Source organism: Actinoplanes sp. NPDC023936, assembly GCF_040639325.1.
Classification (GTDB): domain Bacteria; phylum Actinomycetota; class Actinomycetes; order Mycobacteriales; family Micromonosporaceae; genus Actinoplanes.
Genome location: NZ_JBEZZR010000003.1, coordinates 101,898 through 124,511, shown reverse-complemented (window position 1 = coordinate 124,511; position 22,614 = coordinate 101,898). Strand labels below are relative to the sequence as shown.

The following is a 22,614-nucleotide window of genomic DNA, read 5'->3' as shown; positions in this document are numbered from 1 at the left end:
CGGCGGTATATCCCCCGGCCGGTGTGCCCGGACCAGCGCCGCCGCCATCGTGTTCGCCATGATCTGGTTGCTTCCCGCCGTGCTCTGGGGCGCGGTCTGCGCCTGGTGGATGCCGCGCGGCCCGCTCACCAATCCGGAGGCGATCCTGACGATCGCCATCAGCTTCGCGGTGGGCCGGCTCGCGGCCCGCTTCCGCTGGGCGTTCCTCATCGCCCCTTTCCTGTACGTGGTGACCTGCGAACTCGTCCGCCTCCGCATCTCCGGCCCGTCCGTCGACGCGCCGCACCTCAGCCCGTTCGGCGTGATCGCGCTGGTCACCGGCCGGGGCGTGCACGGCTTGCTGGCGCTGCTGCCGATGACGCTCGGCGCGCTGACGCCCTGGCTCCTCCGCCGACGGATCCTCGCCGGGACGGCGGCCGCGCTGCTCCTGACGCTGACCGTGGCCGTCGCGATCCCGGCCCGCACCCCACCGATCCCCGGCGGCGTCGCCGAGCTGACCAGCGTGAACGGCCTGAGCCTGCTGATCCGGGGCCGGGACGCCGCGCGGCCGGTGCTGCTCTTCGCGCCGGGCACGCCGGGCGGCTCCGAGCAGGGCGCCATGCGCACCCACCTGGCCGGTCTGGAGCGGACGTTCGTGGTGGCGACAATGGATCGGCGCGCGTACCCGTCCCCGGACGTGACGGTCGCCGACGAGGTCGCCGACGTCCTGGCCGTCACCGACTACCTGCGTGACCGCTTCCACCAGCCGAAGATCTACCTGCTCGCCTTCTCCGGCGGCTCGATCCCGGGTGTGCTGGCGGCAGCGCGGGAGCCGAGTCGGTATCACGCCTACATCGGGACCGGCCAGGCCGTGGATCTGCGCGCCAGTGATCAGATCTTCTACGCCGACATCCTGGGATGGGCGCGCTCCACCGGTCGTGACGACGTGGCAGCGCAGCTGGAGCAGCAGGGCCCACCCCCCTATCCAGATTTCTGGGGGTACGAGCCGTTTCTTCAGTACGAGAACGCGGCTTACGAGCAGCGCACTCCGGCCCTGGAGCTCGGCGCCTCGGAGTACACGCTCCTGCGGAAAGCGCACACCCTGACCGCGATCATGGACACCTGGCACCTGCTGTATCCCCGGATGCAGGAGGTGGACCTGCGCCGCGACGTGCCCCGCCTGGAGGTGCCCGCCTACTTCGTCCAGGGTGAGCGCGAGATGCGCGGGCTGGCCGAGCTGTTCCAACCCTGGTACGAGTCGTTGCGGGCCCCGTCCAAGCGGCTCTTCGTGCTGCCCGGCACGGGACACCGGGCGATGTTCGAGGACCCGGACGGATTTCTCGCCGTGATGACGGAGATATCAGGCTAGCGTCAGGCCCGGATCGGGGTCGGGATCCGGTGCGGGCGCCGGGATCCGGTACTCCTCGGTCAGCGTCGTCATCGGCCCCGGCCAGGTCGCCTGCGCCACCTCGATCGGCTTGCGGGTCTCGTCGAACGCGACGTGCAGCAGGTGCAGCACCGGGGTGTCCGGCCGGATCTGGAGGATCTCCGCCTCCTCCCGGCTGGGCTGCCGGGCGCTGATCGTGTCGGTGGCCTGGGCGTACCGGCGGCCGATCGCCTCCTCGGCCTCCTGGTAGAGCGGGCGGCCGAACGCTTCGAGGCGTTCCAGCGAGGTGCCGCTCGCGTCGGTGACCCGGAACCAGGACGCGCCGAGCTCGACCGTCGCGTCGTCGGTGCGGACCACATGGCGGCGGACCAGCAGCTCGGTGCCGTCCCGCACCCCGAACGCGTCGGCCACCTCCGGCGGGGCGGGCTCGCGGCCGACCCGGACGAGCTGCTGGCGGTATCGGGCGGCGAGGTCGGCGTGGTAGCCGCGGTGCGCGCCGTACCGGCCACGGGACAGTCGGTTCAGGCGGCGGCGGGTGCCCCGGACGTACGTACCCGATCCGGGTTTGGTGATCAGGATGCCCTCGACCCGCAGCTGGTCGACGGCGCGCTGGACCGTCTGTTTCGCCACCCCGAACATCTCGGCCATGGCCGGGATCGAGGGGAGGCGCTCGCCGGGCTGCCAGTCGCCGCGCCGGACCCGTTCCTTGAGCTGGTTGGAGATCTGCCGATGGGGAAACTCCGGGTTCCCCGGATTGATCGTCATCTGCCCTCCCGGACGTCCGCCTTCCGGCTAGGTTCCTAGGATGCCCTACCGAGCGGGTCACCACGTGGCGACACGCCTTGTTTGCCGATCACCGGTGCATGAGGCTCCGTTCAGCAGCCGTCACCGGCCGCTGCCTGATGCTATATAGCAGGTATGAGGCACTACAGTCGCGCGCATCGCCACGCTCAGCATGCATTTTTATCACTATTGTCGGCTTTGATGGCGCGTCGTACACTGGTCAGGCGGTCAGGTTTTTTCGCTATCAGCTACGTAGCAGTCAGAGGGGTGGTGCTTGCCCGCAGGCTGTCGGATAGTCAGCAGTCAGGGAGGACCCGTCCGAGGTCATCTCGCTGGAGCGGGGAGGTGGCGCATGCCGATCTACTATCGGGCGCCGGATCTCGTGGTCAGTCACCGGTCGATCGACGTCACGATCACGGTGCGGCGTGCCTACGCGTTGTCCGAGCTCACCGATCTGCACATCGTCGCTCCGGTCCGGCCCGGGGTCACGGGCCCGCGGTTGCTCGGGGTGTCGTCGCTGGCGGGTGCGCTGGTGACGGTTCCGGTGATCGGCCCGATGTCCCAGATGCTGATGCTCGTCGTGGTGGGCCTCCAGGTGGCGGCGGCCTGCGCGTGCCTCCGGGTCCGTTCCCGCCCTGCGTGGCAGCTGAGGGCGTGGTACCGCGGCGAACCGGTGCGGCTGTACGAGTCGGGCGATCGGCGTACGTTCGACGCGGTGTGCCGTGCGGTCGCCCGGGCACGGGAGTACGACGCGGATCAGAGGCTGGAGTGACAGTGGGACGCGAAGCCGCGCCGTGTGCCTCGATTCGGGCACACGGGGAGGCTGGCCGGTGACGGCCCCGGAGGAGGATCTGCCGGCGGTCGCCCGGCGGCGAGTCCGTCTGGCCCTGCGCCGGGCGCGCGACGAGCGCGGGAGCAGCCAGGGTGAGATCGCGCGGGAACTCGGCTGGTCGCTTTCGAAGCTGCAGCGGATCGAGTTGGGCGACGTCGCGGTCTCGCCGGCTGACGTGCGGGTGCTGCTCTCCTGTTACGGGATCGGTGACGAGCAACTGATCAATCGGCTGGTCTCCGACGCGAAGGTCGCCCGGCGTGAGCGTTACTGGGCCGAGATGGAGAATCGTCATCTGCTGCGTCCGGTCGTGCGGCAACTGATGCAGTTCGAGGAGGCCGCGACCAGCGTCAGTGTGTTTCAGCCGCAGGTGGTGCCCGGGTCGCTGCAGACGCCGGAAACGGTTCACACGATCCTGGACCGGTGGCGTGCCAGCCATACCGACGAAGAGTCCCGCGCCCTGGCCGAGAGCCGCGCCCGGCGCCGTCGGCTGCTGACCGAGGAGAGCGGTGCTCCCGAGTACCGGCTGCTACTGGATGAATGTGTGCTGCAGCGGGTGATCGGCGGATATCGCACGGCTGCGGAACAGTGGGACGAGGTCGCCAGGGTGGCCGAACGTCCCAATGTCCGGATCCGCCTGCTTCCGGCAGGAGAGGGAGCGTTCGCCGGCGCGATGGGTGGTTTCTCGCTCATGCAGCTCGACCCGAACGATTCCTCCGACGCGGTTCTCTACGTCGAAAGTTTCTTGTCCGGCGAAATCATTCAGGCGGGTACGACGGTCGAGATCTATCGCAAGTATTTCGAGGAATTCTGGGCGCGGGCCCTGGATGAGACGGCGACGACATATGCGATCCGAGCTCGAGCTTTCGCGCTCCACGCGGAGCACGCGCGCGGTCAGGGAGGGCAATGACGCTGATCACCCGGAATGATGATTCAGGTGTGACGAAGACGAACTGAGCAGGGTGTACGGCCCCGGGTCAGCCGGGGCCGTTCCCCTTGCCGGAGGCCGCGTGGCGACCGCGCGGGGCGCCGGCACCCCGTCGCTCCGATGTGGAACTCAGAAAGTTCCCAGCTGCAGTCTCTTGACACTGCAGCCTTCCAAGATGCGATTCTGAAAGGGTCGCTTGTGTTGTCGGCGGCCTTCTCGAGGAATGATCATTTGTGGACTTAGGACATTGCGCGAATGGGTATTGTTAAACTGAGTTCGATCGTTGGATAGTTTGCTGGACGTGGTCGCTTCTGCTGACAGTCGGCCTCGTTATGCTGGCACCTGGTGATCGAATCGCAGCATCAACTTCCGTTCGGCAATGGTTGCCGGGTGGATGCGCATGTTCATGAGTGTGAGTGGAGGATTTGGATGGTTCGGCTGGCGGAGCCCACGCGGCAGTGGACTCGAAGCACCTTCTGCGCTGATAACGCCTGCGTGGAGGTCGCGCCCACCAGGGGAGGGAACGTCCTGGTCCGGGACTCGAAGAATCCGGAACAGCCATTTCTCAAATTCTCGAAAGACGACTGGTCGATCTTCCTGGACAGAATCCGCGACGGGCGGTACGGATCCCTCGACCCGAGCCTTTCCTGAATTCTAAGAAAGCGCAGGCCGCAGCGGCCTGCGCTTTCTCGTGCGTGTCGCCGGTGGGTCCTACCAGGAGCCGGCCGTCGGGCCCGCCGATCCGCCCCGCCTCCGCAGGTACTTCTCGAACTCGCTGGCGATCTCGTCCCCGGTCAGCGGTTGGATCCCGGCGTCCCCCACGCGCTCCTCCAGCTCCCGGACATACTCTCCGAGCTCCGCGTCCTGCTCCGCCGCCGCCCGCACCCGCTTCTCCCACTCGTCGGCCTGCTCGGCCAGGTCGGCCATCGGCACCGGCAGATCGAGGACGTCCTCGATCCGGCTGAGCAGGGCGAGGGTCGCCTTCGGGCACGGGGGATTGTTCGCGTAGTGCGGCACGTGCACCCAGAACGACAGCGCGTCCACGTCGGCGCGGGTGGCCGCCTCCTGGAGGACGCCGACGATGCCGGTGGGGCCGTCGTACCGGGTCGGGACCACGTTGTACTTCTCGGCGACCTCGCTGTGCGAGGCGCTGCCGCTGATCGGCAGGGGCCGGGTGTAGGGGACGTCCGCCAGCAGCGCGCCGAGCAGGACGATCCGGTTCACCTCGAGGCTGTGGCAGATCTCCAGGACGTTCTCGCAGAACGTGCGCCACCGCATGCTCGGCTCGATGCCGCGGATCAGGACCACGTCGCGGTCGCTGCCGGGCGGGCTCGCCACGGTGAACCGGGTGGTCGGCCACTCGATCTTGCGGGTCTCGCCCTCGGCCATGGTGATGGTGGGGCGGCTGACCTGGAAGTCGTAGAAGTCCTCCGGGTCGATGCTGGTGATCTCCTTGGCCTGCCACACCTGTTCGAGGTGTTCCACGGCCGCGGTCGAGGCGTCCGCCGCGTCGTTCCAGCCCTCGAAGGCGGCGATTGCCACAGGCGAGCGGAGGATCGGGAGGCCGTCGAACTCAGTCATGCAACACAGCCTACGTGCGGGCTCGCGGAGGCACCCGGCGGCCGCGCCGTGGGTCAGGCCACCCGGAGTACCTCATCTATCGGATCAACCGGGTGAAATCCGCGCATAATCGCACCATGACCGACCACGTGGATCAGGTGCTCGGACCCACCGACGACACCGTGAGCTTCGTCCAGGCGCGCGGCATGTTCTTCGTGACAGCCCTCTGGGTTCTCGCCGCCGCCTGGGTGCCGATGCTCGCCCTGTACCTGCTCATCAAGATCGCCGCGGGGCACCGGCCGGAGCCCGCGGACATCGTGATCTACATCGAGGCGGCCCTGATCGTGCCGGCCGTCTCCGCGGCAGTGGTGATGCTGGTCGTCTGGCGCCGTCTCGGCTGGCTGCACACCTCCGTGCACGGCCTGGACTTCGCCGCGACCGGCCGCCGCCCGGTGCACATCCCCTGGTCCGGCATCGCGTCGGTGGCCCTGCACGGGCGGGGCGCGTTCACCGAGTTGATCGTCACGCCGGTGAGCGACGACTACGCGACCGAACTGTCCGGTAAGGGCGGCCATCCGCGCATCCGCCGTCGTGGGGCCGAGACCGCCTACGTCGTCGACGTGGGGCTGATGTCGCCCGGCCCCGAGGTGCTCCTCGCCGAGCTGCATCGCCGCGTACCCAGCAAGGTTTGACGCCGTGACGAGAGGGGTCTATGTTCTTAACGCATCCGTTAATTAACAGAGGTGTTAAGTGCCCGACGACCGGCTCAGCGTGATCTTCGCGGCCCTCGCCGACCCGACGCGCCGCGCCATCCTGGCCCGGCTCGCCGAGGGCGAGGCGACCGTGACGCAGCTGGCCGAGCCGTTCGACATCAGCCTCCCGGCGATCTCCCGGCACCTGAAGGTCCTGGAGAACGCGGGTCTGATCTCCCGCAGCCGGTCCGCGCAGTGGCGTTCCAGCCGGCTCGAGCCGGAGCCGCTGCGCGAGGCCACCGCGTGGATGGAGCGGTACCGCCGGTTCTGGGACGAGAACTTCGCCCGGCTCGACGCCCACCTCAAGCGCATCCAGGAGGAACCGTGACCGACCTCGTCATCACCCGCGTCTTCGACGCCCCCCGAGCCCTGGTCTACCGTGCGTTCACCGACCCCGACCAGCTGGCCGCCTGGTTCGGCCCGGTCGGCTGGTCCGTGCCCCGCGACTCGGTCGACATCGACGCCCGCGTGGGCGGCCACCAGCGCTTCACCATGGTCAACGACGACGACCCGAGCATGAGCGCCCCGCAGAACGGCACCTTCATCGAGGTGATCGAGAACGAGCTGCTGGTCGGCGAGGAGTCCGTCGCCCACATCCCCGAATTCGGCGCCGACAAGCTGCGCCTGCGCCTGGAGTTCCACGACGAGGACGGCGGCACGAAGACCCGCCTGGTCGTCACCCAGAGCCCGTTCCCCGAGGCCATGGCGGAGGACGCCCGCGAGGGCTGGGGCAGCAGCTTCACCAAGCTCGACAAGCTCCTCACCGCCTGACCACCGATCGGGTACGCGTCACCCCGTCCCCGGACACACCCCGGCCGTCCCCGAGAGTCCACCCCTGACGTCCATGCCCCGGCGCGTCCCGCCGCCGGCCCCGGCGGCACGCCGGCCTTCCCGGCCGGCGCTGACCTCGCCGGCGGGGCGACGAGCCGTCGCCCCGTAGTGATGTGAGGCGGCGCCGCTTGCTGATCGTGGAGCGGCGTGGTCGGGCTGGCGCTGACGACCAGCTGGTCCGGCTGATCCGGCTGGTCCAGCTGGTCGGGCTGGTCGGGCTGGTCGGGCTGGTCCGGCTGGTCCGGCTGGTCGGGCTGGTCCGGCTGGTCCGGCTGGTCCGGCTGGTCGTCACTGCTCCCGGGCGCGGCGATGTTTCTCGAGCGCGGCGATGTTTCTCGAGCGCGGCGGTGTTTCTCGAGCGCGGCGAAGCTGTCGGGACGCGGCGAGGCTGTCGGGATGCGTCATCGTTCTCGGGGCGTGTCATCGCCGCTGGGGGCCGGCCCAACACCGGGGTGCCCGTCACCGCGAGTCCTTGTCACTGTGCGTGCCGACAACCACGGTAAACCCGGCGCGTCACGGAAACCCGTGGACGCTCCAAGCCCCGCAGAATCACGCGGACCCGCAGTGTTCCACCGTCGCCCGCCACTCACCGTGACACGCAGCGGATTCGGAGCCCCCGGGGCGGCGAAGTCCCGAGTCCCGCGTCCCGAACAGCACTGACCCGGTCGGCTACTACCCGCCGCCCGGTCGTGCACCGATACCGCCCGGTAGTGCACCGATGCGGCCACGCGTCACGGTCGGTTGCCGGTGACCGTGGAGCGCTATGGGGTCTGCGTCATTCTGCGGGGCACGGGGCGTCCGCGCGTTTCCGTAAAGCGCGACGTTGACCGCGGATGCCGGCACGCTGGGTGACAACGGTTCGCGCTGACGGGCGGCCCGGCCCTGGTCGTCGGCTGGCGTGGATCGTGGAAAGGCGCGGCTCGGCTGGCGCTCAGTGCTACCCCGGCCAGCCGGCGAGAACACTGAGCGCCAGCCGGGCACGACGAGCTGGTCACCAGTGCTGCCGGATGTCTGTTCCGAGAGCACTGAGCGCCAGCCCGCCCGCACCGCTCCACGATCCACGATCCACGCCAGCCGACGACCGGTGGCGCCACGTCCGGACCGAGGGCGCCACCGCACGTCCCTACCGGGCGACGGCTCCACGATCAGCCGGCAAGGTCAGCACGGTGAGCCAGCCGGACCAGCTGGCTCACCGTGCTGTTCGCGTGGTGCGGAACGGGTCAGTCGTGGGCGATCGCGTTCAGGATGTTCAAGCGGGCCGCCCGGATCGCCGGCGCCACCGCGGCCACCACGCCGACCAGCGCGGCCAGCCCCAGGTAGGTGCCCATCCGGCCCCAGGGGAGCACGATCTCGCTGATCCCGTCGTTCTCCAGGGCGCGGGCCACCGCGCTGCCCATCCCGGCGCCGACGGCGACGCCGAGCAGCGCGCCGAAGACCGAGATGACGACGGCCTCCACGGTGACCATGCGCATGGTCTGTGCCCGGCCCAGGCCGACCGCGCGGAGCAGGCCGAGTTCGCGGGTGCGTTCCAGGACGGACAGGGCCAGGGTGTTCACCACGCCCAGGACGGCGATCAGGATGGCCAGTCCCAGCAGGATCTGAATCATCGTGATGATCTGGTCGAACTGCGCCGCCTGCCCGTCGACCCAGGTCTGCTGGTCGGTCGCGGACACCTCGGGACTGTCCGCCAGCAGCGCCTTGACCTGCGGCAGGACGGCCGAGACCGGGACGCCGTCGTCGAGCCGCACGAAACCGAAGACCGGCTGGGTGATGCCGAAGTCCTTGATCGCGGCACCCGGCAGGATGATGCTGCCCGGCAGGGTGTTCTCCGCGAAGATCAACGACACCGTGTACGTGTGCTCCTCGCCCCGCGACGTCTGGATCGTCACCGGGGTGCCGACCTGCCAGCCGCTCTCGGTGGCCTGCGGCGCGCTCACCGCGATCTGGTCGTCGCGCAGCGTGGCGGCGCTCGACCCGTACGCCTGGGCCAGGGTCGCCAGGTCCTCGCTGGCGGCGACGTACTCCCGCTCGCCACCCACGGCGACGAGGTCGTTGTACAGGCCGGCCGCCGCCCGTACCCCGGGGATCTCCGCGGTGTCGGTGATGACCGCCGGGTCGTAGGTCGGTGGCCGGGGACCGTTCTGGTCGCCGCTGATCATGATCTGGGCCTTCAGGATGCGCGCGGCCTCGGCCTTGAGGCTGCTCTTCGCCGAGTCCATGACGACCGTGACGCCGGTGACCAGGGCGATGCCGACCATCAGGGCGGCGGCCGTGATCGCGGTGCGGCGCGGGTTGCGGCCGGAGTTGAGGCGGCCCAGGCGGCCCGGCACCGACCAGGAGAAGATCCGGCCGAGCAGCGACACCACCGGCTTGCTGATCAGCGGGGTGAGCAGAGCGACCCCGATGAACGTGACGAACACGCCACCGAAGATCAGCCAGAGGTCGGCGTCGCCCGCGTCGGCGAAGAGGCCGACGCCGAGCGCGGCCGCGCCGGCCGCCGTGACCACCCCGCCGGACATGCTGATCCGGGTGAGCGGGCGGTCCGGGGTGGCGACGTCCTGCATCGCGGCGACCGGGGCGATCCGGGACGCGCGCAGCGCCGGCAGCACTGCCGCCACCACTGTCACGACCAGGCCGACAACGAACGAGGCGATCACCGCGGACAGCGGCACGCCGACCGGGGCCAGGTCGAGCCCGCCACCGCCCAGGGAGCCGAACAGGTAGCCGAGGCCCGCGCCGGCGCCGATCCCGGCGGCCAGCCCGAGGACCGAGGCGATTAGGCCGACCACCACGGCCTCCACCAGCACCGAATTGATCACCTGGCGGCGGCTGGCGCCGATCGCGCGGAGCAGGGCCAGCTCACGGGTGCGCTGGGCCACCACGATGGAGAACGTGTTGAGGATCAGGAAGACGCCGACGAACAGCGCGATGCCGGCAAAGCCCAGCAGGATCTGGTTGAAGAAGCCGAGACCCTCCTTGATGCTCGCCGAGCTCTCCTTCGCCAGGTCGTCGCCGGTCTTCACGACGTAGCCGGCGCCGAGCGCCGGCGTCAGCGAGTCGCGCAGCTCCGCCGGGCTGACCCCGTCCGCGGTCTCGACGGTCACCGAGGTGAAGACGTCCTTCTCGCCGAGCATCAGCTCCTGCGCCACCGGCGTGGTGAACGCGACCTCCTGGGTGCCGCCGATGCTGTCCCGGTCACCGGTGTAGCCCCAGATCCCGACCAGGGTGAACTCGCGCTTGGGCTGCTGGGTCAGCACCGGGACGGTGTCGCCGATCCGGTATCCGGACAGCTCGGCGGTGGTCGCGTTCATCGCGATCTCGCCGGCCGTCTCCGGGCCGCGGCCCGCACGCAACTCCATGACGCCGTCGGTGCCGGTCCAGTTGCCGCCGAGCCGGGGCGGGCCCATCGAGGTGAGCACCTTGCCGTCGGAGCCGATCACCCGGGCTCCGTCGGTGTCGACGCGGCCCACCGCCGACCGTACCCCCGGCTGGTTTTTGATCTTGTCCACCGTCGCGGCCGGCAGCGGCGCGGCGACCTCTTCGCCATCGAACTCCGAGACCTCGACCTTGGGTTTCGCGGTGACCGAGACGTCGGTCGCCGAGTAGGCGTCGGCGAAGATCGAATCGAAGGTGCGGTTCAGTGTGTCGGTGAGCACCAGCGCGCCCGACACGAACATCACCCCGAGCACCACGGCCAGCCCGGACAGGACCAGCCGCAGCTTGCGGGCGAGCAGGCTCTTCAGCGTCGCGCGCAGCATCAGAGCGTCACCGGCTCGATGACGGTGTCCAGCCGCTTCATGGTGTCCAGCACGGTCTCCGCGGTCGGGTCCGCCAGCTCGTCGACGATCGCGCCGTCGGCCAGGAACACCACCCGGTCCGCGTAGCTCGCCGCCACCGGGTCGTGGGTGACCATCACGATGGTCTGGTCGTGCTCGCGCACGCTCTCCCGCAGGAAGCCCAGCACCTCGGCGCCGGACCGCGAGTCCAGGTTGCCGGTCGGCTCGTCCGCGAAGATCACGTCGGGGCGGGCGACCAGGGCCCGCGCGCACGCGACCCGCTGCTGCTGGCCGCCGGAGAGCTGGCTCGGCCGGTGGCTCAGCCGGTCCCGCAGGCCGACCGTGTCGATCACGGTGTCCCACCAGGCCTGGTCCGGCTTGCGGCCGGCGATGTCCAGCGGCAGCCGGATGTTCTCCGCGGCGCTCAGCGTCGGCAGCAGGTTGAACTGCTGGAAGATGAAGCCGATCCGGTCCCGGCGCAGCCGCGTCAGCGCCTTGTCGCCGAGCTTGCTGATCTCGGTGCCGCCGACGTGGACGGTGCCCTTGTCGACCGTGTCCAACCCGGCCAGGCAGTGCATCAGTGTGGATTTGCCGCTGCCCGACGGACCCATGATCGCCGTGAACCGGCCACGGCCGAACTCGGCGCTGACCCCCCGCAGCGCCACGACCCGGGCCTCACCCGAGCCGTAGACCTTCCAGATCTCGTCCGCTCGCGCCGCTACCGGCCCGCCGGCATTCGTCGCTGCCACTTCATCCCCCTGGTTTCGACCGACTGTGGTCCTGGTCCTGTGTGCTTCGTGGTCCGGCCGGGGCAGCCTGCCCCGGCCGGCCAACCCAGTCTGTTGGCGGAATCAGCGGGCGGCGTCCGCCCGGGGGAGTACTTAGCGCGGAGAGTTCGATGGGGGAGTCACCCAGGGAACTCTCAGGGTGGTCCCTGACTGCTACCGTCGTACGGCACTCATGTCGGCGTAGCGCGCCCCGGCCGGCGGGGTGATCGCGGTGAGCCGGCCGAGCTGGTCCGCGGTGAGCCGCAGGTCCGCGGCCGCGGCGTTCTCCTCCACCCGGGACACCCGTTTCGTACCCGGAATCGGGGCGACGTCGTCGCCCTGCGCGAGCACCCAGGCGAGCGCCACCTGCGCCGGGGTCGCGCCGGCCTCGGCCGCCACCGCCCGGACCTCGTCCACGATCCGCAGGTTCGCGTCGAAGTTCTCCCCGGTGAACCGGGGCAGCCCGCGGCGGAAGTCGTCGTCGGCGAGGTCGGCCGCCGAGGTGAGCGCCCCGGTGAGGAAACCCCGGCCCAGCGGCGAGAACGGGACCAGGCCGATGCCCAGCTCCCGGATCGTGTCCAGCACGCCGTCCTCCGGGTCCCGGGTCCAGAGCGAGTACTCCGACTGCAGCGCGGCGACCGGATGCGTGGCGTGCGCCCGGCGGATCGTCTCCGGCGCCGCCTCGGAGAGTCCGATGTGGCCGATCTTGCCCTCGGCGACCAGCTCGGCGAGCACCCCGATGGTCTCCTCCACCGGCACCGCCGGATCCATCCGGTGCTGGTAGTAGAGGTGGATGTGATCGGTGCCGAGCCGGCGCAGCGAGCCCTCCACGGCCGGCCGCACGTTGTCCGGGTGGCCGTCGACGGTCATCCCCGCGGGCCCGCCCGGCCGATGCGACAGCAGGCCGAACTTGGAGGCCACCACCACGCCGTCCCAGCGGCCGGCCAGCGCCCGCCCGACGAGCTCCTCGTTCGTGTACGGCCCGTAGACCTCCGCGGTGTCCAGGAACGTGACACCCAGGTCGAGGGCCCGGTGAATGGCCCGGATCGACTCGTCGTCGTCGCTGCCGTGGCCGGTGTAGGCGTGCGACATCCCCATGCATCCGAGCCCGACCGCCGAAACCTCGAGCCCGCCCAGTGAAATCGTCCTCATACCGGCCGGACGATACCGCTCCATGACGAGACCGGCCCCCTGATGCGCGCCGCGCGGATCCGGTGTCGCGCGTCTACCGTGGATGCATGCGCGCACGTGCGGCCCTCGTACCCCTGATGGTCCTGATCCTCACCGCCGGTTGCGTGGTCGAGGAGCCTCTCGACGACGACGGCGGCCCCGGCCCGGCGCCGACCGCCACCGAGGTCTCCGCGGACGCCGACGGCACCGACAGCCCCGAGGAGTTCACCCGTGACATCGAGGCCGCCCAGGAGGTCGCCGAGGAATACTGGGGCCAGCGGCTCGGCGCCGGCTTCTCACCGGTCCGGCAATTGATCGCGTACGAGCAGGAGGGTGACGTGGCCTGCGCGCAGGAGCCGCTTCCCCGGAACAACGCGGTGTACTGCTCCGCCGGTGACTTCATCGCCTACGACGTGAACTGGGCGTACGCCGCGTTCCGGCAGATCGGTGACGCGTTCCTGTTCTACCTGCTCGGCCACGAGTACGCGCACGGCATCCAGGCCCGGCTCGGCATCCGGAAACAGTTCACCATCGAGCAGGAGCTGCAGGCCGACTGCATGGCCGGCGCGTTCATCGGCGACAAGGCCCGCGAAGGCCGGCTGCGGATGCAGGACGACGACACCCGGGAACTCGCCGACGGCCTGGAGGCGGTCGGCGACCAGCCCGGCCAGCCCTGGTTCGCCGAAGGCTCACACGGCACCGCCGAGCAGCGGATGGACGCGTTCGCCGGCGGGTACCAGAACTCCCTGGAGTCCTGCGGGCTGTAGGGGTCGTCACGTTCCCTGGGGATCTTCGCCCGGCCCCCGCAGAATTGCCGCGATGGACGCCGTACTTTTCGACATGGACGGGACGCTGGTCGACAGCGAGCGGATCTGGGGCATCGGGCTGGCCGAACTGGCCGTCCGGGCCGGCGGGACGCTCTCCGGCACCGCGCGCCTCGCCATGGTCGGCAGCAGCATGACCACCAGCATGCGGATCTTCCGCGAGGACCTGGGCCAGCCGGACCGGCCGGAGGCGCCCGACGTGGCGTGGCTGACCGACCGGGTCTGCGAGATGTTCGCCGACGGCCTCGTCTGGCGGCCCGGCGCGATGGAGCTGCTGTTCGCCGTCCGGGACGCCGGGATTCGCACCGCGCTCGTCACCTCGACCGAGCGGCGGCTCGTCGAGATCGCCCTCAAGACGCTCGGCGCGGAGAACTTCGACGTGGTCGTCTGCGGCGACGAGGTGACGAAGCCGAAACCGGACCCGGAGCCGTACCGGACCGCGGCGGAGCTGCTCGGCGTGCCGATCTCCCGGTGCGTCGCGATCGAGGACTCGCCGAGCGGCCTGGCCAGCGCGGTGGCCGCCGGGGCGGCGGTGCTCGCGGTCCCGGCGGAGCTGGAACTGCCACCGGTCGACGGCGTGCACCTGCGGTCGTCGCTGGCCGGGGTCGATCCCGCTTTCCTGGCCGGTCTGATCCGCCGCTGAGGCACGATGGGTCACGTGGACCTTCACGTGGACCTTCCCCTCGCCTCGCCGGTCGACGGGGACGCGGACCTGGCGCAGCTCATGGTGCAGCTGCCGGAGTCGCTGCGGACGCACGTCGAGCAGATAGCCGCGGTCGAAGGTATCTCGGTCAACGCGTGGCTGGTCCGGGCCGTGACCGTGGCGGTCAACCAGCAGCACGGGCCGCCGCCGGCCGCCCATGGGGCCTGGTCCGGCAAGCGGGTGACCGGCTACCTTCCGTCCTGAGGGCTGCCCGGTTGCGGCGCGTCCCTGTGGTCGTGCGCCCCTGTGGTCGTGTGTCCCTGTGGTCGTGTGTCCCTGTGGTCGTGTGTCCCTGTGGTCGTGTGCCCCCGTGGTCGTGCGTCTCCTGGTCGCGGGCGGGCGGCCGCGCGAGCCGTAGCGTAGGCAGGTATCGGGGCCGCCGTGATCCATCCGACGGCCGTCAGCGCACCCATCGCCGTACCCGCGATCCCGGAGCTCCGCCCGAGCCCGCCCGGATTTCACGGTGGGTCACCGGGATGGCGGAGCGTTCGCGCTGTGCGTCATTCTGCGGGGCCCGGGGCGTCCGCTGTCTTCCGCGAAGCGCCGCCTTTACCGCTGATGCCGGCACTCCGGGTGACGATCATCGGCGCTGACCGGCGGGCCGCTCTGATCCGCTCCGGTCCGCTTCCGTCTGCTACGGCCGGGCGCGGCGGTGGGTCAGGTGCCGGGCTTGACGAGGCCGGTCTCGTAGGCGAGGACGACTGCCTGGGTACGGTCCCGGAGCCGCAGTTTCGTCAGGACGTGCCCGACGTGGGTCTTCACCGTGGTCTCGCTGACCTGCAGCACCTCGGCGATCTCGGTGTTGGCGAGGCCGCGGGCGACGTGGACGAGCACCTCACGTTCCCGGCTGGTCAGCGCGTCCAGGGCGGCGGCGCCGTTGCCGGAGCGAGTGGGCAGCGACTCGGTCAGCCTGCGGAGAACGCGGGCCAGCAGTTGCGGCGCGATCACCGCGCCACCGGCGGCGACGGTACGGACCGCGGCGATCAACTCGTCGCGGGGCGCGTCCTTGCAGAGGTAGCCGGTGGCACCCGCCCCGACGGCTGCCACGATCCGGTCGTCGGTGTCCTCGTCGGTGACGACCAGGATCCGCACCGGCAGGCGGGCCTCGGTGATCGCCCGGATCACGGCGAGACCGTCGAGCCGGGGCAGAGCGAGCTCGGTGATCAGCACGTCGGGGAGGAGCCGGCGGGCCAGGTCCAGAGCTTCCACGCCGTCAGCGGCCTCACCAGCGATCATGATCTCCGCGGCGGCTGCGGCAGCGGTGGTCGTCTCGGCTGCGGCCGCGGCGGTGGTCTCGGTGCCGGCCGCGGTGGCTGTGGTGGCCGTCTCGGCGGCGGGGGTTGCCAGGAGCGCCCGCAGACCCGCCCGCTGCAGCGGCGCCGGGTCGGCCAGAAGCACCCGCAACGGCGGCCGCCGCCCGGCCTGCCCCGACGCGCCCGTCGCGCTGATCGGGTGGCTCGGGCCGATCGGGGGGTTCGAGCTGGTCGGGGCCGTCGTGCCGGTCATGCCGGGCAGGCCGGTCGTGCCGGTCATGCCGGGCAGGCCGGTCGTGCCGGTCATGCCGGGCGGGCCTGTCGTGCCGGTCACGCCGGGCGGGCCTGTCGTGCCGGTCGGGTGGTCCGCGGCTCTCGCGCCGGTCGGGCGGCTCGGGCCCGTCTGACCGGCTGGGCCCGGGGCTGCGGCGGGCCTGTCGGTGGCTGATGCCGCCGCGCGGTGCCCCGGGGGCGCGGCGGGCCGGGCGGCGGGTCGGTCAGCCAAGGGGATCGTCTCGCAGGAGGGCGCCGACGCGGTCCGGTTCGACGTCGGGGGCGGTGGCCGGGACGGTGGTCAGCGTCAGCTCGGGGAACGGTGGCGGGGTGCCGCCGAACTCGGGGCACAGCTGCTGGTGGCGGCACCAGCCGCAGAGGCGGCTCGGCTTGGGGCGGAAGTCGCGGTCGCGTTTGGCGCGCTCGATGGCGGCGGAGAGGGCGGTCAGGGTGCGCTCGAAACGCTCCAGCTCGCCGGCCTCGGGGCTGTAGTCGCAGACCTCGGCGTCTTTCAGGTAGAGCAGGCGGAGGACGCGGGGCACGATGCCGCGGGTACGCCACAGGACCAGGGCGTAGAACTTGAGCTGGAACAGGGCCCGGCCCTCGAACGCCTCGCGGGGGGCGCCGCCGGTCTTGTAGTCGACGACGCGCATGTCACCGGCGGGGGAGACGTCCAGCCGGTCGATGTAGCCGCGGAGCAGGAGATCGTCGCCGATCACCGTGGAGATCAGGGTCTCCCGCTCGGCGGGCTGGAGGCGCTGCGGGTCCTCCACCGCGAAGTAACCGCTGAGCAGCGCGGTCGCGCTGGACAGGAACGCCGCGACGCGGGCCGCCTCGGCGTCGGCGGCCGGCACGTCGATCAGCGCGGCCTGGCCTGTCGCGTCGGCCTCGGCAGCGACCGCGGCCGGATCGACGGCGACTGCGGCGGGGTCGACGGCGGGTGGCAGCGCCCCGGCGGGTGGCAGCGCCCCGGCGGGTGGCAGCGCCCCGGCGGCACCGGAAGGGGCAGCAGAGGGCGGGGGCGTAGTGAAGATCTCGGCCAGGGACGGGTCCTGGGTGAGCAGTTTGTCCCACTCGGGGGCGACCAGGGCGGCCGCGGCCTCCGGGGTGCGCTCGGCGGCGGGCAGGTCGAAGAGGCGCTCCAGCACGGCGTGCACCAGCGTGCCGCGGATCTGGTCGGCGGACGGCAGCTCGGGCAGCTTGTCGATGGTCCGGAAGCGGAACAGCAGCGGGCAGGTCTTGAAGTCGGCCGCCCGCGACGGTGACAGCGACGGCCCGGCGGGCGCCTCCGGCCGGCGGCCACGTCCCGCCGCCCCGGCATCCGCGCCGCTCGCATCGCCGGTCTCCGCGACGCCGGGCTCCGGGCCGCTCGCGGCGGGCTCCGTGCCATGAGCCGCACCGCCGGTCCCCGCGGCGGCGGGGCGCGGGGCGCCGGCTGGCGGGAGGGGGTCGCCGGGCTGGGGCGGGATCGGGGCCGCCGGTGCCGTCGTGGGGGAGTGCGCCGTCATGTCCAAGAGGCTAGGCCAGAGGTATGACGAAAACGCCGGGGTGGGTCCGGCGGCGGCGTGTCCGTAGCATCGGTCGCGTGGAGGACCAGGGACGCGCGACCCGCAATCCGCCGGCGGGTGGCCGGCCGGTCGGGCATGTGCTCGGCATCCCGGTGCACGCCAACGCGTCGATGCTGCTGCTCGCCGTCCTGGTCACTGTGGTCTATGGCAACTACGCCCAGTCCGAGCTCGGACTGGGCGCGCCATGGTCGTACCTGGTCGGTCTGGGTTTTGTGGTGTGCCTGCTCGGTTCGGTGCTGCTGCACGAGCTGGGGCACGCGGTGACCGCCCGGCGGCACGGGATCGGCGTGCGGCGGATCACGCTCGAGCTGCTGAGCGGCTGGACCGAGATGGAGCGCGACGCGCCGACGCCGCGGGTGGACGCGCTGGTCTCGCTCGCCGGGCCGCTGGTGTCGCTGCTGCTCGGCGGGATCGCCACGGTCGCGGCGCTGCTGCTGCCGGCCGACACCGTGCCCGGGCAGATCGCGTTCCAGCTGGCGGTCAGCAACGTGCTCGTCGCGATCTTCAACGTGTTGCCGGGGCTGCCGCTGGACGGCGGGCGGGCGCTGCGGGCCGGGATGTGGGCGCTGCTGAAGGACCGCAACCGGGCGACGGTGGTGGCCGGCTGGGCGGGCCGGATCCTCGCGCTGCTGACCGTGGTCGTGGTGTTCGCGTTCTACCGGCTCGGGTTCCTCACCGTGTTCGGGCTGGTCTTCGTGCTGCTGGTGGTGCTGACCCTGTGGCAGGGCGCCGGCCAGTCGATCCGGCTGGGGCGGATGACCGGCCGATTCCCGCTGATCGACCTCGGCGCCCTGGCGCGGCCGGTGCTCGCCGTGCCGGCCGGGACCCCGCTCGGCGAGGCGCAGCGCCGCCGTGCCGAGGATCCGCGGCCGGACGTGGTGCTGGCCGTCGCCGACGCGGCGGGTAGCCTCACCGCCGTGGTCGACCCGGTCGCCGCCGAGCGGATCCCGGTCGACCGGCGGCCCTGGGTGAGCGTGGAGAGCGTCGCGCGATCCCGCGACGCGCTGACCACCCTGCCGCTGGGGCTCACCGGCGAGCAGGTGGTCCGGGCCCTGCAGGCTCACCCGGGTGCGCAGTACCTGGTGACGGCAGGGGAGGATGTCGTGGGCGTTCTGCGGGTCGCCGACGTGGCGGCGGTCCTCGAACCGCGCCGCACCGTGCCGAGCCCGAGAAGAGACAGCCCGGGTCCGAGAAGAGACAGCCCGGCTCCGAGAAGAGACAGCCCGGGCACGAGAAGAGACAGCCCGGGCCCGTGACCGGACAGCCCGAGCCCGAGAAAAGACAGCTGAGAGTAGATCTGTGACGACAACCCCGACCACCGCCGCCGCCGCCGAGCAGGTGCCCGCGCACCGCGGACCGTTCCGGGTGGGTGACCGCGTGCAGCTGACCGACCCCAAGGGGCGGATGCACACCATCGTGCTGGAGCCCGGCAAGGCGTTCCACACCCACCGCGGCGCGCTGGAGCACGACGCCCTGATCGGGCTGCCCGACGGCAGCGTCGTCACCTCGACGGGCAACACCGCGTACCTGGCGCTGCGGCCGCTGCTCAGCGACTACGTGCTCTCCATGCCGCGCGGTGCTCAGGTGATCTACCCGAAGGACGCGGCGCAGATCGTCGCGATGGGCGACGTCTTCCCCGGCGCGAAGGTCCTGGAGGCCGGCGCCGGCTCCGGCGCGCTCACCTGCTCGCTGCTGCGGGCCGTGGGCAGCACCGGCGAGGTGCACAGCTACGAGCTGCGCGACGACTTCGCGGCGATCGCGCGGAAGAACGTGGAGGCCTTCTTCGGCGGCCCGCACCCGGCGTGGCACCTGCACAACGGCGACGTCGCGGGCAACGACATCACCGGTTTCGACCGGATCGTCCTGGACATGCTGACCCCGTGGGAGGCGCTCGACATGGTCGAGAAGTCGCTCGTGCCGGGCGGCGTCTTCATCGGGTACGTGGCGACCACCCCGCAGCTCTCCGAGCTCGTCGAGGCGCTGCGCGAGCGTGGCGGCTGGACCGAGCCGCGGGCCTGGGAGTCGCTGGTGCGCGACTGGCACGCCGACGGCCTGGCGGTCCGCCCGGACCACCGGATGATCGCGCACACCGCGTTCCTGGTCTCCGCGCGCAAGCTGGCGCCCGGTGTCATGGCGCCCCCGCGGCGCCGCAAGCCGAGCAAGGGCGCCGAGGCGTACGCGCTGCGCAAGGCGACCCAGGCCGCCCTGCACGCCCAGCAGGCCGAGGTCCAGCCGGAGGACCCCACCGGGGAGTGACCACCGTCGTCGGGTCCGGTAGGTTCCGATCGGATCCGACAACCGCCGGAAGGGGCACCATGAGCTCACCGCCGTTCGGGGGCAGCAACGAGATGCCGGCGGTCTTCCCGGACTGGTCGCCCTACCCCGACCTGGATTCGGCGGCCCGGGCCTATCTGCGCGACCCCGACGTGGCCCTGGAGGCGCTGTTCGGGGTGCTGCGCGGCGCGTCGGTGCTCTGCTTCACCCTGGAACGCTTCGTCAACGAGGTGAACGGGGTCTGGCAGGAGGTGGTGGTCTGCGACGGCAGCCGCCTGGTGCTCTGGCACGGCGAGGACGTGGCGCCCGGCGACGGCCCGGCCGGGTCGATGACGTCGTCGCTGCGGGTGGTGCCGCTCTCCACGGTCACCGAGGTGGGCTGCCGGCGGCGGCTCACCCGCACGCCGAACGGGCAGGCGCGGGTCGACAGCATCGACGTCTACCTGCTGCTCAGCTCGGTGGACGACGCGGTGCCGCCGCCCGGCGTCGGCGAGGACGAGGGGCGGGCGCCGCTGCGGCACGACGCGCTGCGCTTCGGCAAGACCATCGACGACGGCGGCGCCGGGCAGATCGCCCGCCTGGAGGAGTTCTCCCGGGTGGTGGCGTCGCTGGTGGGCCGGCCGACGCTCTGACCGGCGTCCGGGCCGGCCGGCCGACGCTCTAATCCGCGTCCGGGCCGGCCACTTCGACGCCGTCGGCCCGGCGCTCGACGTGGATGCAGTCGCCGGGGCACTCCTTCGCGGAGTCGATCACCTCTAGCAGCAACCGGCCCGGCACGTCTGCCCGGACACCGGGTTCCTGCAAAAGATCACCCGTGTCGTTCTTCACGTAGGCGAGACCGTCGATGTCGAGCTCGAAGACCTCCGGCGCGTACTGCGCGCAGAGCCCGTCACCCGTGCACAAGTCCTGATCGATCCAGACCCGCAGGTCGTCCGCAGTCTCCGCCGACACCCATACCTCCCGCAACGCGCCCGCTCCGACCGTACCCGAAGATCCGATACACCCATCGGCCGCAGGTTGATCAATCGATCAAGAGTCGGTGACGAGGGTGTTGCATGGGTCGAAAACCGGCTCGCAACAGCTAGTGTTATCCCAAGACGTTCGAGCCCCCCGGGGAGGTGGGACGTGGCACGTAGCGACGAAGCGGACTCCCGCGCCGCACGATGGGAGAAGGAAGCCAACGATCTCTCCAGCCAGGTTGCGTTCCTGCAAGAGGAACTCGCCCTGGTCAGGAGGAAGTTGACGGAAAGCCCCCGACACGTCCGGCAGCTTGAGGAACGGCTCGCGGCAACGCAGGCGCAGCTGGCCCGAGTGACCGAGAACAACGAGCGGCTCGTGGCGACCCTCAAGGAAGCCCGGACCCAGATCGTCACTCTCAAGGAAGAGATTGACCGGCTCGCCCAGCCGCCCAGCGGCTACGGCGTTTTCCTGTCGGCACACGAGGACGGCACGGTGGACGTGTTCACCGGCGGCCGCAAGCTCCGGGTGGCGGTCTCGCCGTCCCTGGAGACCGATGAGCTGAAGCGGGGCCAGGAGGTCCTGCTCAACGACGCGCTCAACGTGGTCGACGCGTTCGGCTACGAGCGCACCGGTGAGGTCGTCCTGCTCAAGGAGGTCCTCGACAATCCGGCCGGCGGCCTCGCCGACCGGGCGCTGGTGGTCTCGCACGCCGACGAGGAGCGGATCGTCTCCCTCGCCGACTCGCTCGAGATCAGCAAGCTGCGCGCGGGTGACTCGCTCATGATCGAGCCCCGCTCGGCGTACGCGTACGAGCGGATCCCGAAGAGTGAGGTCGAGGAGCTCGTCCTCGAGGAGGTCCCCGACGTCGACTACACCGACATCGGTGGCCTGCACTCGCAGATCGAGCAGATCCGTGACGCCGTGGAGCTGCCGTTCCTGCACGCCGACCTGTTCCGGGAGCACCAGCTGCGCCCGCCGAAGGGCATCCTGCTCTACGGCCCGCCCGGCTGCGGCAAGACCCTGATCGCCAAGGCGGTCGCCAACTCGCTGGCGAAGAAGATCGCTGAGCGGCGCGGCGAGGAGAAGCACACCAGCTACTTCCTCAACATCAAGGGTCCGGAGCTGCTGAACAAGTACGTGGGTGAGACCGAGCGGCACATCCGCCTGGTCTTCCAGCGGGCCCGGGAGAAGGCCGGCGAGGGCACGCCGGTGATCGTGTTCTTCGACGAGATGGACTCGATCTTCCGGACCCGTGGCTCCGGTGTCTCCAGTGACGTGGAGAACACCATCGTTCCCCAGCTGCTCAGCGAGATCGACGGCGTCGAGGGCCTCGAGAACGTGATCGTCATCGGCGCGTCGAACCGGGAAGACATGATCGACCCGGCGATCCTGCGCCCCGGCCGTCTCGACGTGAAGATCAAGATCGAGCGTCCGGACGCCGAGGCCGCGAAGGACATCTTCGCCAAGTACATCCTCTCCGACCTGCCGCTCAGCTCGGACGACCTGACCGAGCACGGCGGCAACCGGGACGCCACGGTCGCCGCGATGATCGAGGCGGTCGTGCTCCGGATGTACACGGAGACCGAGGAGAACCGCTTCCTCGAGGTCACCTACGCCAACGGTGACAAGGAGGTCCTGTACTTCAAGGACTTCAACTCCGGCGCGATGATCCAGAACATCGTGGACCGCGGCAAGAAGATGGCGATCAAGGAGTTCCTCACCTCCGGCAAGAAGGGGCTGCGGCTGCAGCACCTGCTCGACAGTTGCGTCGACGAGTTCCGGGAGAACGAGGACCTGCCGAACACCACCAACCCCGACGACTGGGCCCGCATCTCCGGCAAGAAGGGCGAGCGGATCGTCTACATCCGCACGCTCGTCTCCGGCGGCAAGGGCGCGGAGGCCGGCCGGTCCATCGAGACCGCCTCCAACACCGGTCAGTACCTGTAACGGTTCGGTGAGCGGGACCGCAGGGGCAACCCTGGCGGTCCCGCTCTCGT

The 22,614-nt window shown here is 70.9% G+C and carries 22 protein-coding genes; 14 read left to right on the top strand and 8 right to left on the bottom strand.

Annotation, left to right across the window (positions count from 1 at the left end):
- The first annotated feature begins 58 nt into the window (after positions 1-58).
- On the top strand, positions 59-1,348 hold the full coding sequence (locus AB0F72_RS05110; protein ID WP_360425370.1) for an alpha/beta hydrolase: 1,290 nt from the start codon (positions 59-61) through the stop codon (positions 1,346-1,348).
- On the opposite strand, the gene AB0F72_RS05105 is transcribed toward AB0F72_RS05110, so the two are convergent.
- Positions 1,340-2,131 carry a GntR family transcriptional regulator gene (locus AB0F72_RS05105; protein WP_360425367.1) on the bottom strand — a complete coding sequence of 264 codons (792 nt, stop codon included), beginning with the start codon at positions 2,129-2,131 and terminating at the stop codon, positions 1,340-1,342. The two genes, AB0F72_RS05110 and AB0F72_RS05105, sit on opposite strands and share 9 nt — an antisense overlap.
- A gap of 370 nt (positions 2,132-2,501) precedes the next feature.
- Between AB0F72_RS05105 and AB0F72_RS05100 the strand changes: the two genes are divergently transcribed.
- The 3 genes from AB0F72_RS05100 (at position 2,502) to AB0F72_RS05090 (ending at position 4,557) form a co-directional block, all read left to right on the top strand.
- Positions 2,502-2,921: a DUF6232 family protein gene (locus AB0F72_RS05100; RefSeq protein WP_360425364.1), complete on the top strand. Its 420-nt coding sequence runs from the start codon at positions 2,502-2,504 to the stop codon at positions 2,919-2,921.
- A gap of 58 nt (positions 2,922-2,979) precedes the next feature.
- Complete coding sequence (locus AB0F72_RS05095; RefSeq protein WP_360425361.1) at positions 2,980-3,888, top strand: helix-turn-helix transcriptional regulator; 909 nt, start codon at positions 2,980-2,982, stop codon at positions 3,886-3,888.
- Positions 3,889-4,251: 363 nt separating this feature from the next.
- Complete coding sequence (locus AB0F72_RS05090; RefSeq protein WP_360425358.1) at positions 4,252-4,557, top strand: DUF397 domain-containing protein; 306 nt, start codon at positions 4,252-4,254, stop codon at positions 4,555-4,557.
- Between the two features lie 60 nt (positions 4,558-4,617).
- On the opposite strand, the gene AB0F72_RS05085 is transcribed toward AB0F72_RS05090, so the two are convergent.
- Entirely contained in the window at positions 4,618-5,487 is an 870-nt protein-coding gene (locus tag AB0F72_RS05085; RefSeq protein WP_360425355.1) for a PAC2 family protein, read from the bottom strand.
- Positions 5,488-5,603: 116 nt separating this feature from the next.
- On the opposite strand from AB0F72_RS05085, the gene AB0F72_RS05080 reads away from it, so the two are divergent.
- The 3 genes from AB0F72_RS05080 to AB0F72_RS05070 are packed head-to-tail and all read left to right on the top strand — an operon-like array spanning position 5,604 to position 6,989.
- Positions 5,604-6,158 (top strand): hypothetical protein, encoded by a 555-nt coding sequence (locus tag AB0F72_RS05080; RefSeq protein ID WP_360425352.1) that lies wholly within the window; start codon positions 5,604-5,606, stop codon positions 6,156-6,158.
- Between the two features lie 58 nt (positions 6,159-6,216).
- Positions 6,217-6,546 carry a metalloregulator ArsR/SmtB family transcription factor gene (locus AB0F72_RS05075; RefSeq protein WP_360425349.1) on the top strand — a complete coding sequence of 110 codons (330 nt, stop codon included), beginning with the start codon at positions 6,217-6,219 and terminating at the stop codon, positions 6,544-6,546.
- The gene (locus AB0F72_RS05070; protein ID WP_360425346.1) at positions 6,543-6,989 is read left to right on the top strand and encodes an SRPBCC domain-containing protein; all 447 of its coding nucleotides are present in this window, start codon (positions 6,543-6,545) and stop codon (positions 6,987-6,989) included. The genes AB0F72_RS05075 and AB0F72_RS05070 overlap by 4 nt, the downstream gene beginning before the upstream one ends.
- A 1,280-nt stretch (positions 6,990-8,269) precedes the next feature.
- On the opposite strand, the gene AB0F72_RS05065 is transcribed toward AB0F72_RS05070, so the two are convergent.
- The 3 genes from AB0F72_RS05065 to AB0F72_RS05055 form a co-directional block, all read right to left on the bottom strand.
- Entirely contained in the window at positions 8,270-10,807 is a 2,538-nt protein-coding gene (locus AB0F72_RS05065) for an ABC transporter permease (protein ID WP_360425343.1), read from the bottom strand.
- Positions 10,807-11,574, bottom strand: coding sequence for an ABC transporter ATP-binding protein (locus AB0F72_RS05060; protein WP_360425340.1), 768 nt, complete (start codon positions 11,572-11,574; stop codon positions 10,807-10,809). Before AB0F72_RS05060 ends, AB0F72_RS05065 begins: the two co-directional genes overlap by 1 nt.
- A gap of 192 nt (positions 11,575-11,766) precedes the next feature.
- The gene (locus AB0F72_RS05055; protein ID WP_360425337.1) at positions 11,767-12,744 is read right to left on the bottom strand and encodes an aldo/keto reductase; all 978 of its coding nucleotides are present in this window, start codon (positions 12,742-12,744) and stop codon (positions 11,767-11,769) included.
- A gap of 86 nt (positions 12,745-12,830) precedes the next feature.
- Between AB0F72_RS05055 and AB0F72_RS05050 the strand changes: the two genes are divergently transcribed.
- The 3 genes from AB0F72_RS05050 to AB0F72_RS05040 are packed head-to-tail and all read left to right on the top strand — an operon-like array spanning position 12,831 to position 14,493.
- Positions 12,831-13,529, top strand: coding sequence for a neutral zinc metallopeptidase (locus tag AB0F72_RS05050; protein WP_360425334.1), 699 nt, complete (start codon positions 12,831-12,833; stop codon positions 13,527-13,529).
- 52 nt (positions 13,530-13,581) lie between these two features.
- Positions 13,582-14,229 carry an HAD family phosphatase gene (locus AB0F72_RS05045; RefSeq protein ID WP_360425331.1) on the top strand — a complete coding sequence of 216 codons (648 nt, stop codon included), beginning with the start codon at positions 13,582-13,584 and terminating at the stop codon, positions 14,227-14,229.
- Positions 14,230-14,244: 15 nt separating this feature from the next.
- The gene (locus tag AB0F72_RS05040) at positions 14,245-14,493 is read left to right on the top strand and encodes a hypothetical protein (protein ID WP_360425328.1); all 249 of its coding nucleotides are present in this window, start codon (positions 14,245-14,247) and stop codon (positions 14,491-14,493) included.
- Positions 14,494-14,946: 453 nt separating this feature from the next.
- Here AB0F72_RS05040 and AB0F72_RS05035 read toward each other — a convergent pair whose 3' ends face one another.
- Positions 14,947-15,876: a response regulator transcription factor gene (locus AB0F72_RS05035; RefSeq protein WP_360425325.1), complete on the bottom strand. Its 930-nt coding sequence runs from the start codon at positions 15,874-15,876 to the stop codon at positions 14,947-14,949.
- A gap of 163 nt (positions 15,877-16,039) precedes the next feature.
- A complete protein-coding gene (locus AB0F72_RS05030) occupies positions 16,040-17,083 on the bottom strand; it encodes a PD-(D/E)XK nuclease family protein (RefSeq protein WP_360426038.1) in 1,044 nt (347 codons plus the stop codon).
- Positions 17,084-17,493: 410 nt separating this feature from the next.
- Here AB0F72_RS05030 and AB0F72_RS05025 point away from each other — a divergent pair, with 410 nt between their 5' ends.
- From AB0F72_RS05025 to AB0F72_RS05015, 3 genes are read left to right on the top strand one after another with little or no spacing between them, the layout of a single operon-like run.
- The gene (locus AB0F72_RS05025) at positions 17,494-18,639 is read left to right on the top strand and encodes a site-2 protease family protein (protein ID WP_360426035.1); all 1,146 of its coding nucleotides are present in this window, start codon (positions 17,494-17,496) and stop codon (positions 18,637-18,639) included.
- A gap of 43 nt (positions 18,640-18,682) precedes the next feature.
- The gene (locus AB0F72_RS05020) at positions 18,683-19,639 is read left to right on the top strand and encodes a tRNA (adenine-N1)-methyltransferase (RefSeq protein WP_360425322.1); all 957 of its coding nucleotides are present in this window, start codon (positions 18,683-18,685) and stop codon (positions 19,637-19,639) included.
- Positions 19,640-19,698: 59 nt separating this feature from the next.
- Positions 19,699-20,289 carry a hypothetical protein gene (locus tag AB0F72_RS05015; protein WP_014445473.1) on the top strand — a complete coding sequence of 197 codons (591 nt, stop codon included), beginning with the start codon at positions 19,699-19,701 and terminating at the stop codon, positions 20,287-20,289.
- 28 nt (positions 20,290-20,317) lie between these two features.
- On the opposite strand, the gene AB0F72_RS05010 is transcribed toward AB0F72_RS05015, so the two are convergent.
- Entirely contained in the window at positions 20,318-20,608 is a 291-nt protein-coding gene (locus AB0F72_RS05010) for a ferredoxin (RefSeq protein ID WP_360425319.1), read from the bottom strand.
- A 174-nt stretch (positions 20,609-20,782) separates the two neighbouring features.
- Here AB0F72_RS05010 and arc point away from each other — a divergent pair, with 174 nt between their 5' ends.
- Complete coding sequence (arc, locus tag AB0F72_RS05005) at positions 20,783-22,564, top strand: proteasome ATPase (protein ID WP_360425316.1); 1,782 nt, start codon at positions 20,783-20,785, stop codon at positions 22,562-22,564.
- The last annotated feature ends 50 nt before the right edge of the window (positions 22,565-22,614 follow it).

What these genes read in the sequence shown, in the direction of transcription:
- AB0F72_RS05065 (WP_360425343.1), bottom strand. Translation starts at nt 10,807, where the DNA reads ATGCTGCGCGCGACGCTGAAGAGCCTGCTCGCCCGCAAGCTGCGGCTG.
- AB0F72_RS05025 (WP_360426035.1), top strand. Translation starts at nt 17,494, where the DNA reads ATGCTGCTGCTCGCCGTCCTGGTCACTGTGGTCTATGGCAACTACGCC.
- AB0F72_RS05050 (WP_360425334.1), top strand. Translation starts at nt 12,831, where the DNA reads ATGCGCGCACGTGCGGCCCTCGTACCCCTGATGGTCCTGATCCTCACC.
- AB0F72_RS05100 (WP_360425364.1), top strand. Translation starts at nt 2,502, where the DNA reads ATGCCGATCTACTATCGGGCGCCGGATCTCGTGGTCAGTCACCGGTCG.
- AB0F72_RS05105 (WP_360425367.1), bottom strand. Translation starts at nt 2,131, where the DNA reads ATGACGATCAATCCGGGGAACCCGGAGTTTCCCCATCGGCAGATCTCC.
- AB0F72_RS05055 (WP_360425337.1), bottom strand. Translation starts at nt 12,744, where the DNA reads ATGAGGACGATTTCACTGGGCGGGCTCGAGGTTTCGGCGGTCGGGCTC.
- AB0F72_RS05110 (WP_360425370.1), top strand. Translation starts at nt 59, where the DNA reads ATGATCTGGTTGCTTCCCGCCGTGCTCTGGGGCGCGGTCTGCGCCTGG.
- AB0F72_RS05015 (WP_014445473.1), top strand. Translation starts at nt 19,699, where the DNA reads ATGAGCTCACCGCCGTTCGGGGGCAGCAACGAGATGCCGGCGGTCTTC.
- AB0F72_RS05080 (WP_360425352.1), top strand. Translation starts at nt 5,604, where the DNA reads ATGACCGACCACGTGGATCAGGTGCTCGGACCCACCGACGACACCGTG.
- AB0F72_RS05085 (WP_360425355.1), bottom strand. Translation starts at nt 5,487, where the DNA reads ATGACTGAGTTCGACGGCCTCCCGATCCTCCGCTCGCCTGTGGCAATC.
- AB0F72_RS05045 (WP_360425331.1), top strand. Translation starts at nt 13,582, where the DNA reads ATGGACGCCGTACTTTTCGACATGGACGGGACGCTGGTCGACAGCGAG.